This window comes from Rhodococcus sp. OS5, assembly GCF_056837585.1.
Genome location: NZ_CM166368.1, coordinates 2294172 through 2307849, shown reverse-complemented (window position 1 = coordinate 2307849; position 13678 = coordinate 2294172). Strand labels below are relative to the sequence as shown.

The following is a 13678-nucleotide window of genomic DNA, read 5'->3' as shown; positions in this document are numbered from 1 at the left end:
CACGACCGGCAACATCACAACCGGCAGTACGAACACCGAACGGTTGAGCGGATCGATCGAACTATCGGGTCACCAGTACGGCAAAGCGGAAAATCGAGTAGTCCGAATCTATCGAGACACCCCCCGTCACGAAATTCACGACATCAACGTCTCCACCTGCCTGCGTGGAGATTTCGCCGACGCGTACCTCACCGGTGATCAATCGAAGGTTCTGCCGACCGACACGCAGAAACAAACGGCCTACTCCTACGCCAAGGAAAAGGGTCTGATCTCGATCGAGACGTACGGACTCGAACTCGCCCGTCATTTCGTCGACGACATCGAACCGGTCAGTGGCGCGCGGATCGAGATCGAGGAATACGCCTGGGAGCGTGCGATTGTCGACGGCAGCGAGCACGACTACACCTGGATTCGGAAGGGTCAGGAAGTTCGGACGGCGTCGATCACCATCTCCGATACCGGGACATGGGTGATCGGCGGCCTGAAGGACCTGGTGATCCTCAAATCGACCGGTAGTGAGTTCTCGGGTTTTCTCGAAGATCCGTACACCGTTCTCGAGCCGACCGACGACCGCGTCATGGCGACGACGTTGGTCGCCCAGTGGCGATTCGTCACCACCGACGTCGACTGGGAATCGGTCTACGCGGGCATCAAGGCACAGATCGTCAAGCAGTTCGCACAGGTACATTCACTTGCCCTGCAGCAGACGCTCTTCCACATCGGCAAGGCAATCCTCGAGGAATTCCCGATCATCGCGGAGGTTCGACTGTCCGCACCCAACAAGCATCATTTCGAATATGCACTCGGCCGCTTCGGAGTGGAGAACGACAACGAGGTGTTCCACGCTGCGGATCGTCCGTACGGCCTGATCCAAGCTGCGGTCAGCCGATCCGACGCACCAGACGCGGGACCGTCGTGGACCACCTACGCCGGTTGGTTGTCGTGACCGAATCAGCTCTCGGGGCAACACTCGTCGTGGCGGGCGCTCATGTGGTCACGATGGACGGCGACCGCTCCGAGTACTCCGACGGCTATGTGGTGATCTCGGGCAACAAGATCGTCGACGTCGGCGCCGGAACGCCACCCGAATACCCGGGTGCGCAAGTGATCGACGGGAGTGGTTGCCTGATCACGCCGGGTCTGGTCAACACACATCATCATCTCTACCAATGGATCACCCGAGGCCTGGCCGCGGACTCGACGCTTTTCGAGTGGCTGACCACCCTGTACCCCGTCTGGGCAGGTATCGACGCCGACGCCGTCCACGTGGCGGCCACCGGCGGCCTCACGTGGTTGGCGAAAACCGGATGTACGACCACCACCGACCACCACTACGTCGTTCCCCGCGACGCCGGCGACGTTTTCGAGGCCGAGATCACCGCGGCTGCGCAGGTCGGCCTTCGATTCCACCCCTGTCGTGGGTCGATGGATCTCGGCCAGAGTTCCGGCGGCCTGCCACCGGATCACGTCGTGGAAAAACTCGATGACATCCTGACCGGCACGCAGTCGGTGATCGACCGTTGGCACGACCCGAATCCCGGATCGATGCTGCAGATCGCGGTAGCTCCCTGCTCACCCTTCTCGGTGACGGAGGCATTGCTCCGCGAGTCCGCGACGCTGGCCCGCGAAAACGGCGTGCGTATGCACACGCATCTGGCCGAGACACTGGACGAGGAGAGATTCTGCCGCGAGCATTTCGGTTGCACGCCGGTCGAATACATGGAACGAGTCGGCTGGGTGGGCCCGGACGTCTGGTACGCCCACGCAGTCCATCTCGACGACGCCGGTATCGAGACGATGGCGCGAACCGGAACTGCGGCGGCGCACTGCCCGACCTCCAACGCGCGCCTGGGAGCCGGTATCGCCCGTGCCGCCGATCTGGTGAACGGCGGGGTCACCGTGGGGCTCGGCGTGGACGGCGCGGCGAGCAATGAAGCTTGCAGCCTGATCGAGGAGTCTCGTCATGCACTTCTGTTTGCTCGCGCGAAGGGCGGACCGCAGACGATGACGGTGCGAAAAGCCTTGGAATTGGGAACGATCGCCGGCGCACGAGTTCTGGGCCGCGAGGGCGAAATCGGATCGATCGAGGTCGGAAAACTTGCCGACCTGGCGGTGTGGAAACTCGACACCGTCGCGCATGCCGGCATCACCGATCCGGTGGCGGCGCTCGTACTCGGCTCGACTCCCCCGCTGAAGTTACTGCTCGTCAACGGGCGAATCGTAGTTGCCGACGGACGAGTCACCACCGTCGACGAGGACGTCGTGGCCTCGGATGTCGCACGCGCACACCGCGATCTACTCGGAAAGGCTTGAGGTCGCGATGGACCTGCACAGCGTCGACGAAGTTCTGGTGCCGCGGACCCGCGCCGAACTCCCCTGTGCGTCACCCGGCATCGGGTTCATCGGTGGCGGCACCTGGCTGTACTCGGAACCGCAGCCGCACCTGACCACCCTTGTCGACCTTGCGGGCTTCGACTGGGAAGCTGTGGCGGTCGGCGATCTCGGTCTCGAGATCGCGGCCACCTGCACCATCGAGGAACTGTGCCGCGCCGAACTTCCCGCATCCTGGCGCGCCGCAGCGCTGTTCCAACACTGCGCTGACGCACTACTCGCATCGTGGAAGGTGTTGCGATACGCGACAGTCGGCGGCAACATCGCGCTCTCCTTCCCGGCCGGAGCGATGACGACTCTGTGTACCGCTCTCGATGCCGAACTGACGATCTGGCGTCCGGACGGTACCGAATACTCGTTCCCGGTAGTCGATTTCGTTATCGACGATTCTCGAAACGTACTCAGGTCCGGCGAGATCATCCGCAGTATCCGGATTCCCGTGCATGCATTGACTGCACGTACCGCGATGCGAAAGCTGGCTCAGACGTCACTCGGGCGATCGGCCGTAGCCGTGGCCGGACGCTGCGGCGCCGACGGTTTCACGCTGGCGATCACCGCCGCGACCCGCCGTCCGTACGCTCTCAAATTCGACGAACTCCCCGACGCCACAGCACTTGCGGATGCGTTGCGCAGCAGGATTCCGGAAGACGCCTACTTCACCGATGTCCATGGAACTGCGCCGTGGCGGAAGGCGATGACCGAGCTTCTTGCCGAAGAAATCCGAGGTGAACTGGAATGAAGTACTCGGTGGACGGAGTTCCGCGCGACGACCAGCCCCGCCCAGGACAGTGCCTGCGAACTTTCCTCCGCGAGCACGGAGCGAACTCCGTCAAGAAGGGGTGCGATGCCGGAGACTGCGGCGCCTGCTCGGTGCTGGTCGACGGACACCCCACCCATTCGTGCATATTTCCCGCCCATCGCATCGACGGCCGCGACGTCGTCACCGCCTCCGGTCTCGGAACCCCGGAGAAACTTCACCCCATTCAACAGGCATTCGTGGACGCGGGCGGATTCCAATGCGGTTTCTGTACAGCGGGAATGGTAGTCACCGCATCAGCGTTGTCGGTCGAGCAAAAATCCGATCTCGCGTGCTCGATGAAAGGTAACCTGTGCCGCTGCACCGGTTATCGGTCCATTCGTGACGCTCTCGCCGGTACATCCAATACGGAGACTGTCAAAATAGTTGGAGCACAAGGGCGTTCGATCGCAGCACCGGCGTCCGCGCGCATCGTCACGGGAACCGAGCAGTACACCATGGACTTCTCCCCGGGTGAGAAGCCGGTCGACCTGCTTCACGTCGCAGTACTCGGCAGTCCGCACGCACACGCACACATAACGCGGATAGACACGGCAGCAGCCGAAGCGGCGCCGGGCGTCGCCGCGGTCCTCACTTTTCATGACAGTCCGGACGTGCTGTTCTCGACCGCCCGGCACGAGGACCGCAACGACGATCCGGACGACACGCGGGTGTTCGACAGGACCGTCCGTTTCCGCGGCCAGCGCGTCGCCGCGGTCATCGCCGAAACCCCGACGCAGGCGGAACGTGCACTCTCGCTGATCGAAGTCGACTACGAGGTACACGACGCGGTATTCGAACCAGATCTGGCGCGTTCCCCCGGCGCTCCGCTCCTACACGGCGACAAAGACGAGAGCTCGCGGATCGCCGAAGTCCCTCGCAACGTGGTTGCCGCGCTTCACGATGGTGTCGGCGATCTGGACCGTGCGCTCGCGGATGCCACTGCAGTCGTCGAAGGTACGTGGAAAACTGCGCGAGTCCAGCACGTGGCCTTGGAAACTCACGGCGCAGTGGGGTGGCTCGACGAGGACGGCCGTCTCGTCATCAGAAGCAGCACACAGGTGCCGTTTCTGGTTCGGGACGAATTGGCGCACATCTTCGATCTCGATCGCAGCCGAATCCGGGTGTTCGCCAAGCGGGTCGGTGGAGGCTTCGGCGGGAAGCAGGAACTACTCACCGAAGATCTGGTCGCACTCGCCGTCCTGCGAACGGGTAGGCCCGTTGCTTACGAGTTCAGCCGCAGCGATCAGTTCACCATCGCACCGTCACGGCACCCGATGCGAGTTTCGGTTCGCGCCGGCGCCGATGCCGACGGAACTCTCACTGCACTGGCCATCGACGTCCTTTCCGACGCCGGGGCGTACGGGAACCATTCGATCGGAGTCATGTTCCACGGTTGCGCCGAATCCATGGCGGTCTATCGCGCTGCAACCAAACGCGTCGACGCCGAAGCGGTCTACACGAACAACGTTCCGTCCGGCGCCTTCCGTGGTTACGGGCTCGGCCAGATCATCTTCGCCGTCGAATCGGCCATGGATCAGCTCGCTGATCGTCTCGGCATGGACCCCTTCGAGTTTCGGCGGCGAAACGTCGTCGTACCCGGAGACGATTTTGTCGACTGGCACGTCGAGGACGGTGATCTCGAATTCGGCAGCTACGGACTGGACCAGTGCATCGACCTCGTCGACAGTGCACTGTCGAGCGGACGCGGAGAGGCTGCACCGGCAGGGTCGCGTTGGCAGATCGGTCGGGGCATGGCAATTGCCATGATCGCGACGATCCCGCCGCGTGGTCACTTCTCCGACACCACCGTCGCACTCGAGGCCGACGGTCGGTACGTCGTGAACATCGGCACCGCTGAGTTCGGCAACGGAACCACTACGATTCACCAACAGATCGCGGCCACCGAATTGCGGACGACAGTCGATCGCATCACGATTGTTCAATCCGACACCGATGCCGGCGGATACGACACCGGAGCATTCGGGTCGACAGGAACGGTGGTCGCCGGAAAGGCACTCCTGATCGCCTGCGAGCGCCTTCGCGAGCGGATACTGACCCGTGCGGTGCGATCGAGCGGTCGCGGCGCGCAGATCGACGACCTTTCGCCGGACGGTGTCGAAACGTCCCACGGTTGCCTCGATTTCGCGACGCTACTCGAAGGTGGCCCGCTCGCCGCTGACGGTCGCCACGACGGGACACCGCGCTCGGTCTCGTTCAACGTTCACGGTTTTCGCGTTGCCGTCGACACGAACACCGGCCGGGTGAAGATCCTGCAGTCGGTTCAGGCCGCCGATGCCGGCACCGTCATGAACCCGGCACAACTGCGCGGGCAGGTGGAAGGCGGTGTGGGACAAGCGCTCGGCGCTGCGCTGTCGGAGGAGATCGTCATCGAAGAAGGTCGGGTGATCAATCCGCAGTTGCGCAATTATCACGTTCCCCAGATCGGGGATCTGCCGATCACCGAAGTACTGTTTGCCGACACGTACGACAAGCTCGGGCCTTTCGGCGCGAAATCGATGAGTGAGGCCCCCTTCAATCCTGTAGCACCGGCGTTGGCAAACGCGATTGCCAACGCGTGTGGAGTGCGTATGTACTCCACACCGATGACACCGGATCGAGTGTGGGAACAGCTACAGAGGCCCTAGGTCTCGCGTGCGAGCACGCGCTCGACCGCGTCGACCGCGTCGTCCAGCTCACTGGTGGTCACCGTCAGCGCGGGCCGGAATCTGATTCCCCTCTTCCCGGTGGGCAGTATCATCACGTGCTCGTCTTCACGCAGTCGCTGTACGACGCGATCGCGAAGGTCACTGTCTTCCAGAGTGATCGCGCACATGAGGCCACGACCGCGCGGCTCGGTTGCCGCCGCGTACCGCCCGCAGACTTCGGTCAACCGGGCAAGGAGATGCGCACCCGTGAATCGCACGCGGTCGATCAGTCGGTCCTGCTCGACGACTTCGAGTATCCGCCGGGCACGAACCATGTCGGTGAGGTTGCCACCCCACGTCGAATTGATCCGAGAACTGACGTGAAACACGTTGTCATGCACTTCATCCACGCGCCCGCCGGCCATGATTCCGCACACCTGCGTTTTCTTGCCGAACGCCACCACATCCGGACTCAGACCCAATTGTTGGTAGGCCCAGGCAGTTCCGGTGATTCCGCAACCGGTCTGTACTTCGTCGAGAATGAAGAGGGCGTCGTTTTCGTGGCACAACTCCTGCATCGCCTGCAGAAATTCCGGCCTGAGGTGATGGTCGCCGCCCTCGCCCTGGATCGGCTCGGCGATGAAACAGGCAATGTCGTCGGGGTTGTCGGCGAAAGCTCGGCGCGCTTGATCGAGAGCTTGCCTCTCCGCAGCTTCGACATCGCGGCCGTCTGCCAGGTACGGCGAGTCGATACGTGGCCAGTCGAACTTGGGGAATCGCGCGACCTTGCCCGGTTCGGTGTTGGTGAGCGACATCGTGTAGCCACTGCGGCCGTGAAAAGCCTCGGTCAGGTGCAGGACCTTTGTCCCCAGATCTGCTGACAACCCACGGCTTTCGTTCCACCGACTCTTCCAGTCGAAGGCAACCTTGAGTGCATTTTCCACCGCCAGGGCTCCGCCGTCGACGAAGAACAAGTGTGGGAGTGCCGAATCCCCCAGTACCCGAGCGAAAGCCGCCACGAAGCGCGCCATGGGTTCGGTGTAGATGTCGGAGTTACTCGGCTTGTTGGAGGCCACGACAGCCAACTCCTGTTGAAACTCCTCGTCGCCTGTGATCGCAGGGTGATTCATACCCAGGGCCGAAGAGCCGAAGAAACCGAACATGTCCAGATACTCGGTTCCGTCTCGCAGGTCACGGAGATAGGAACCCCGCGACCCTTCGACGTCGAGAATCAGATCGAATCCGTCGACGAGGATGCTGGCCTTCAACACGTCGTAGACCGGAAAGAGCGCACTGTCACCGAAGTCTCGCATCGCAGTACTCATACGCGAAGGCTATGTCAATTTTCCGGGAGTGTCGATAGAGGACCGTAAAAGTTATTGAACAAGCGTCATTCGTCGTAAAAAGTTTGTAGGATGATGGTGCTTCGTGTGTTGACGTTGGCTGCCGTACGGATCTCCTGCAGCAATCGCTCCAACGCCCGAGGTGACGCCACCCGGACCAGGAGGACGTAGCTTTCGCTCCCGGCTACCGAGTGACACGAGACGACCGCCGGCAGATGACGCAAGCGGGCAGGCGCATCGTCGGGCTGCGAGGGATCGAGAGGAGTGATGGCGACAAATGCGGACAGATTGTGACCGAGTGCCTCCGGATCGATCTTCGCGGAGTACCCACGGATCACCTTGCGAGATTCCAAACGACGCACTCGCGACTGGACTGCGGAGATCGAGAGTCCAGCCTTTTCAGCAAGACTCGCGAGAGTGGCACGGCCGTCCAAGACCAATTCACGCATCAAGAGTCGATCGGTTTCGTCGACCGGAACACCGGCAACGTCACTGGTTTCTGTTTCTCGCACCTGCGCAGGCTAACGCAATCGGACATTCGTATGGTTGAAACCTGGGAGCTACGTGCACGGTTCGCACCGGCCCTCGCCAAGATGTATGGCGACGAGGTCCCCGCTTACAACACCTTGGTAGATGTAACGATGCAGGTGAACCGTGATTTTGCCGCCGAACATCCGGATTCTGCGGAGCGCCTGGGCAGCCTGGCGAGAGTCAGCGCCGAGCGTCACGGCGCCATCAGACTGGGGACTCTCGACGAACTACGTGACGTAGCCACCGTCTTCGGCGGATTCGGTATGTTTCCGGTCGGCTATTACGACCTCCGGCTCACAGACTCCCCCATTCCCGTTGTCTCGACGGCATTTCGCCCCACCGATCCCGCCGAACTCGCCCAGAACCCGTTCCGCGTTTTCACCTCGGTGCTGACCAGTTCCGATTCCAGGTTCTTCGACACCGACCTCGAGCGTCGGATCACCAGGTTCCTGCGTCGCCGGACCCTGTTCTCTCCCGAACTTCTGCAGTGGGCACGGCAATCGAGTCGCGAGGGCGGGCTGACGGAGCCCGCGGCGACACAGTTCGTCGATGCAGCGACCTCGGCGTTTCGGCTCGGCACCGATCCCATCGACGCGGGCTGGTACCGCGAACTCGCCGCAATCTCGCCGGTCGCTGCAGACATTGCGGGGCAGGGCTCGACCCACGTCAATCACCTCACCCCGCGAGTGCTCGACATCGACGAGTTGTACCGCCGCATGACCGAGCGCGGTATCACCATGATCGACCGCATCCAAGGCCCGCCGAGATGGAGCGGACCACCACTACTTCTGCGGCAGACGTCGTTTCGTGCATTGGCCGAAGACAGACTCTTCCGTCAGTACGACGGATCGGTCACCACTGAGCCCGTCCGCGTCAGATTCGGCGAGGTGGAGGCACGCGGAATCGCGTTGACCCGCAGCGGGCGAGCGATCTACGACCGACTGATCGCCACGCCCGAGGACGCCGATTGGGACAGCGAATTTCCGCACTCCGAAAGCGAACTCGATGCCGCGGGGTTGGCGTACTTCACGTACCGAAACGAAGGAACTGTTGTCGTCCGCGACCCGATCGTCTACGAGGACTTCCTACCTGCCTCCGCGGCCGGGATCTTCGCATCCAATCTCGATTCCGTGACCGGATTCGTTTCCGATGCGCCCGGCGCCGAATACGGGCAGGATCGATTGGAGGGCGCCATCGACCGCACCATCGAAGATCCGTTCGAGCTGTACCGCGCACAACAAGAGGCGTCACGTGCCGTGCTGCCTCCCGCCCACAACAACAGAGGACTCCCCAGTGAACCTGCCTGATTCTTCGAGCCTCGCCGATCGCGCCGAAAGCGCCCTTGCCGCGTGCGGTGTCGAGTGGCCCGCCGGCGACCTGAGCGCACGAACCCCCATCACCGGTACACAACTGCGTACCGTTCGGCAGCACTCCGGCCGAGAGGTCGACGACGCCGTCGAGGCGGCTCATCGTGCGTTCCTCACCTGGCGAACCGTTCCCGCTCCGGCGCGCGGCGCGGTCGTACGCCGGCTGGGCAGCTTACTGACCGAGCACAAGGATGACCTCGCGGAAATCGTGACGTTGGAGGCCGGGAAGGTCACCTCGGAGGCTCTCGGCGAGGTACAGGAGATGATCGACATCTGCGAGTTCGCCGTCGGTCTCTCCCGGCAGCTCTACGGACGCACCATGCCGTCCGAGCGTCCCGGACACCGGTTGACGGAAACGTGGCACCCTCTCGGCGTTGTCGGGGTCATCTCCGCGTTCAACTTTCCCGTCGCGGTGTGGTCGTGGAATACCGCCATCGCTCTCGTGTGCGGCGACGCCGTCGTCTGGAAGCCTTCGGAGACCACGCCGCTGACTGCGCTGGCATGTGACGCCCTCCTCCGACGCGCCCTCGCCGACTGTGATGCACCGATCGACGTGCACCAGTTGATCATCGGCGGACGCGATGTCGGTGAGGCCTTGGTGGTCAACCCACTGGTGGCCTTGGTCAGCGCCACCGGTTCCGTGCGAATGGGCCGCGCGGTGGCTCCGCGGGTCGCCGAACGCTTCGGGCGAAGCCTCCTCGAGTTGGGTGGCAACAACGCCGCAGTCGTCACACCGTCGGCAGATCTCGAGCTTGCCGTACGCGGAATCGTGTTCTCCGCCGCCGGAACTGCGGGGCAGCGGTGCACCTCACTTCGTCGGCTCATCGTGCACGAGTCGATCGCCGATCACGTCGTCGAGCGCGTTGCGGCCGCGTACGCACAGCTCGAGGTCGGCAGTCCCTTCGATTCCGGTGTTCTGGTCGGGCCGCTGATCAACGAAGCCGCGTTCGAGACGATGCAGAAATCGCTCTCGGCCGCACGCGCGGACGGCGGAACTGTGGTGTGTGGCGGGGACCGCGTCGGCGATTCCGGGTTCTACGTGACACCTGCCCTCGTTCGTATGCCCGCACAGACCGAGGTGGTGCGGGCGGAGACTTTTGCACCCATCCTCTACGTCTTGACCTACACCGACTTCGACGACGCCATTGCGCTGCACAACGGCGTACCTCAAGGACTCTCGTCCTCGATCTTCACACTCGACCAGCGAGAAGCAGAGCGCTTCCTCGCCGCCGACGGCTCCGATTGCGGCATCGCGAACGTGAACATCGGAACGTCCGGTGCGGAGATCGGCGGCGCATTCGGCGGGGAGAAGGAGACTGGCGGCGGACGCGAATCGGGTTCGGATTCGTGGAAGGCATACATGCGCCGAGCCACCAATACCGTCAATTACTCGGACCAGCTTCCGCTGGCTCAAGGGGTCGAGTTCGGCTGAACACCTGCCGGGCGAAATCGGTGATCGCGTCGATCAACTCCGGGAGCGCCGACAACTGCGGTGCATGGTCGGTGCCCAGGCTGACCACCTGGGCACCGGGGACAAGTCTCTGCATGGCGCGTTGAGCCTCGATCGGCACGGTTCGATCCAGCGTGCATTCGACATACAACCTCGGCACGGTTCCGAATCGCTCTTCCGTCCAGACCGGTGCCATCAGGCGGGCTGACTCCAGTTGTGGAACGAGCATGCGCGCGGCGAAGATCGCATCAGCCACCGGCGCTTCGTGGAAGAACACAGCGGCACCGGCTTCGGGCGGTACCACCGTCGCATCCCCGTCGTCGGCGGGGACCAACCAACGTGAGATCCCGACCGGACTTTCCAGACCGAGTTCGATGCAGAGCATCCCGAAGTCCGTCTGCGATGGAAGCATCATCCCTGCGACGTACACAAGACCCGTTACCCGCGAAGGCAGCAACTCAGCCACCTGTGAGGTCACGATGCCACCGCCGGAGTGACCAACGAGGGCGCACTGCCCGTCCAAGGACTCGACAACTGCCACAACATGTTCGGCAACGACATCGAGATCGATCATGTCGTCTGAGTTCCAACTTCCCGAGCCGGGAAGCTCCACCACAACAGGATTGAAGCCGGCCGATTTCAGTGGGCCACACACACGATCCCAGACCCAACCGCCGGCCCATGCTCCGTGGATCAGGACGATGTTCCGTGCACTCACTGCTTGACCTCGAGCTCTGCAGCCGAAAGTACCCGAGCCGCCTCACGACCTGCGGCGGCGTTGGACTTCCCCTGCCTCGACCCGGCCAATTTGGCCTTGATGTGATCGCGAACCGTAATGGGTTCGTACTCCAAGCCGGAGTCGTCCTGAAAACTCGGCAAGGTCGCAATCACCGCGTCGACGTTTCCGTCATGGAAGAAGGCCGCCGATCGCCGGCGCTTGATGGTGCCGTTCACCACCGGAGGCGCAACTCGGTGCAGCGTGGACATCCACCTGTCGTTGGTCAGTCGCGCGGTGAGATCCCCGAGGTTGACCAGTAGCGCGCCGTCGTGCGGCCAGACATCGTGCCAGCGTCGGTCGGTCCCGAGCACTTGCAAACCTTCGACCTGATCCGCCCACAGCACGGTGACCAGCCCGAAATCGGTATGTTCGCCCATCCCCTTCAACTCACCGTCCAACGTCACTGTCCCTTCGGGTAACGCGTAGTTGTTCATCCGCAGTACGTCGATGGAGTGGTCGGTGATCGACTCGAAGAATCCTGGGGTCAGCCCGAGCGCGTCTTCGAAAATGGTGGTCAGTGTGCGTGCCACCCGCTCGCCATGGGCGTAGTAATTCTCCACCCGCTCCGTGAAACCAGACACTGCGGGCCACAGGTTGATTCCGTAATCGTCCTCCGACAGTTCGAGTTCGGTGAATGATCGGGCTTCGGTTCCGACGTTGAAGGCCTCGAAAAAGTCGTTCATTCTGGTCGCGGATTCGACGCCGAGGCTCAGGCTCAGCGACTCACTCTTGGGCGGGCTGTACCCACGATTCGCGCCCTCGATTCGGTAGCCCGACTTCGTCTCCATCGGCAGCCCGAAGAAGTCGTCCATCGCTTCGGCGAGGCCGGAAGAAACAGCGGCCGGAACACCGTGGCCCCGAATCTGCATGAAACCTACAGTCCGACAAGCATGGTCGACTTCGGCAGCCACTCGCGCCTTGTCTTGGTCGGCACCACCGAGCACGTAAGGCGAGATGTCGACGACGGGCACTTCGAAGGGATCAGACTGGGACTGTGACACTGGCGTCTCCTGCAGAGCTGGTGGCGGGTTCAGATTTTGCAGTAGCATGGAGGCTCTCTCGCGATCGCCTCGCGAGTTCACCGAGTCGGGTGTGATTGAACAGCAGATTGAGCGAAAAGGCCGAGGCCGCAGCCAAGGTGATGCCGCTACCGAGGAGGATCTGAGCCGAGGAGGGGAATCGCTCGAACATCCCCTCCGCAAATTCCGGAAGAATACCGATCCCCACCGATACAGCGGCGATCGTGGTGTTGATCGGGTCGCTGAGATCGACCTTGCGCAGCGTGTTGATTCCGACCACGGCGACAGTGGAGAACAAGATGATTCCGACGCCGCCGACCACCGGATCAGGCAGGGCTGCAACCACTTCACCCATTCGCGGGATGAGGCCGAGGACGATCAGAATGGCACCGCTGGTAGCGGTCACGTACCGGCTGTACACCCGGGTCGTGGCAACGGCGCCGACATTCTGCGAGAAGACGGTGTCGACAAAGGCATTGAAGATTCCGCCCAGAACTCCCGACATCCCGTCGGCCACCAGCCCTCGTGCGAGATCTGCTTTCTTCAAAGGCTTTCCGGTGATCTCGCTGACTGCCAGCATGCTCGCCGTCGATTCTGCGAAGACGACTGCCATGACGATACTCATCGCCACCACGGCGGTGACGGGAAACTCCGGAGCGCCGAAGTGGAACGGCATCGGGAAGCCCACCCAGGCCGAGCCGCCGACGCCACTCAGATCGATCAGGCCCATCGGGATGGCGATCACGGTGCCGATCACTAGTGCCATCAGTACACCGAGCTGCGTCCACATCCCGCGGCCGAGGCAGATGAAGGCCACCGCGACCACAACGACTGCGGCAGCCAGCGCCAGATTCTTCGGGTCGGCGAACGACGGGGAGGTGGGGTCGTTTCCGACGATCAGTCCTCCTGCGACACCGATCAACGAGATGCCGATGACTGTGAGGACGACGCCGGTAACCAGGGGTGGGAAGTATCGGACGATCTTGGCGAACGGCACGGCCAAGGCAATGCCGACTACGCCACCGACCAGCATGGACCCGTACACCGCCTGCAGGCCGTACTCCTTGGCGATCAGAATCATCGGCGTCAGCCCGGCGAAGGTCGCCCCGCAGACGATCGGCAGCCGGACACCGGCGACCTTCCCGACGCCCAGGCTCTGAATGATCGTGATGATGCCTGCAACGAGCAAGTCCGCGCTGATCAGCATCGCGACTGTGCTGCGGTCCAGCCCTACGGCGGCACCGAAAACCAGCGGAACCGTGATGCAGCCGGTGTACATGATGAGGACGTGCTGAAGAGCAAAAGCAGACTGGCGGGCAAATGGGAGCCGCTGGTCGACAGGATGGATGGCCATG

11 protein-coding genes are annotated in these 13678 nt (G+C 62.7%); 6 read left to right on the top strand and 5 right to left on the bottom strand.

The window, feature by feature from the left end; genetic code table 11:
* Positions 1-43: 43 nt before the first annotated feature.
* From pucL to ACVZUB_RS10855, 4 genes are read left to right on the top strand one after another with little or no spacing between them, the layout of a single operon-like run.
* Positions 44-946 carry a factor-independent urate hydroxylase gene (pucL, locus tag ACVZUB_RS10870; RefSeq protein WP_037129153.1) on the top strand — a complete coding sequence of 301 codons (903 nt, stop codon included), beginning with the start codon at positions 44-46 and terminating at the stop codon, positions 944-946.
* A 53-nt stretch (positions 947-999) separates the two neighbouring features.
* Positions 1000-2313: an 8-oxoguanine deaminase gene (locus tag ACVZUB_RS10865; RefSeq protein ID WP_231915147.1), complete on the top strand. Its 1314-nt coding sequence runs from the start codon at positions 1000-1002 to the stop codon at positions 2311-2313.
* 7 nt (positions 2314-2320) lie between these two features.
* Positions 2321-3130 (top strand): FAD binding domain-containing protein, encoded by an 810-nt coding sequence (locus tag ACVZUB_RS10860; protein ID WP_030535037.1) that lies wholly within the window; start codon positions 2321-2323, stop codon positions 3128-3130.
* On the top strand, positions 3127-5835 hold the full coding sequence (locus ACVZUB_RS10855) for a molybdopterin-dependent oxidoreductase (RefSeq protein WP_482628411.1): 2709 nt from the start codon (positions 3127-3129) through the stop codon (positions 5833-5835). The genes ACVZUB_RS10860 and ACVZUB_RS10855 overlap by 4 nt, the downstream gene beginning before the upstream one ends.
* On the opposite strand, the gene lat is transcribed toward ACVZUB_RS10855, so the two are convergent.
* Together lat and ACVZUB_RS10845 are read right to left on the bottom strand one after the other, a co-directional pair.
* Positions 5832-7160, bottom strand: coding sequence for an L-lysine 6-transaminase (lat, locus tag ACVZUB_RS10850; protein ID WP_042922145.1), 1329 nt, complete (start codon positions 7158-7160; stop codon positions 5832-5834). The genes ACVZUB_RS10855 and lat overlap by 4 nt on opposite strands.
* A 65-nt stretch (positions 7161-7225) precedes the next feature.
* Positions 7226-7690, bottom strand: coding sequence for an Lrp/AsnC family transcriptional regulator (locus ACVZUB_RS10845; RefSeq protein WP_003940830.1), 465 nt, complete (start codon positions 7688-7690; stop codon positions 7226-7228).
* Between the two features lie 30 nt (positions 7691-7720).
* On the opposite strand from ACVZUB_RS10845, the gene hglS reads away from it, so the two are divergent.
* Entirely contained in the window at positions 7721-9016 is a 1296-nt protein-coding gene (gene hglS, locus ACVZUB_RS10840) for a 2-oxoadipate dioxygenase/decarboxylase (protein ID WP_482628410.1), read from the top strand.
* Entirely contained in the window at positions 9003-10508 is a 1506-nt protein-coding gene (gene amaB, locus ACVZUB_RS10835; protein WP_063316651.1) for an L-piperidine-6-carboxylate dehydrogenase, read from the top strand. The genes hglS and amaB overlap by 14 nt, the downstream gene beginning before the upstream one ends.
* On the opposite strand, the gene ACVZUB_RS10830 is transcribed toward amaB, so the two are convergent.
* The 3 genes from ACVZUB_RS10830 to ACVZUB_RS10820 are packed head-to-tail and all read right to left on the bottom strand — an operon-like array spanning position 10459 to position 13677.
* On the bottom strand, positions 10459-11244 hold the full coding sequence (locus tag ACVZUB_RS10830) for an alpha/beta fold hydrolase (RefSeq protein WP_063316652.1): 786 nt from the start codon (positions 11242-11244) through the stop codon (positions 10459-10461). The two genes, amaB and ACVZUB_RS10830, sit on opposite strands and share 50 nt — an antisense overlap.
* Positions 11241-12305, bottom strand: coding sequence for an isopenicillin N synthase family dioxygenase (locus tag ACVZUB_RS10825; protein ID WP_063316653.1), 1065 nt, complete (start codon positions 12303-12305; stop codon positions 11241-11243). Before ACVZUB_RS10825 ends, ACVZUB_RS10830 begins: the two co-directional genes overlap by 4 nt.
* Positions 12286-13677, bottom strand: a complete 1392-nt coding sequence (locus tag ACVZUB_RS10820) for a uracil-xanthine permease family protein (protein WP_007727244.1) — start codon at positions 13675-13677, stop codon at positions 12286-12288. The genes ACVZUB_RS10825 and ACVZUB_RS10820 overlap by 20 nt, the downstream gene beginning before the upstream one ends.
* Position 13678: the final 1 nt, after the last annotated feature.

Bases quoted from the DNA above. Each gene is read 5' to 3' on its own strand.
- lat (WP_042922145.1), bottom strand. From the start codon at position 7,160: ATGAGTACTGCGATGCGAGACTTCGGTGACAGTGCGCTCTTTCCGGTC.
- hglS (WP_482628410.1), top strand. From the start codon at position 7,721: ATGGTTGAAACCTGGGAGCTACGTGCACGGTTCGCACCGGCCCTCGCC.
- ACVZUB_RS10855 (WP_482628411.1), top strand. From the start codon at position 3,127: ATGAAGTACTCGGTGGACGGAGTTCCGCGCGACGACCAGCCCCGCCCA.
- ACVZUB_RS10860 (WP_030535037.1), top strand. From the start codon at position 2,321: ATGGACCTGCACAGCGTCGACGAAGTTCTGGTGCCGCGGACCCGCGCC.
- ACVZUB_RS10865 (WP_231915147.1), top strand. From the start codon at position 1,000: ATGGACGGCGACCGCTCCGAGTACTCCGACGGCTATGTGGTGATCTCG.
- ACVZUB_RS10820 (WP_007727244.1), bottom strand. From the start codon at position 13,677: ATGGCCATCCATCCTGTCGACCAGCGGCTCCCATTTGCCCGCCAGTCT.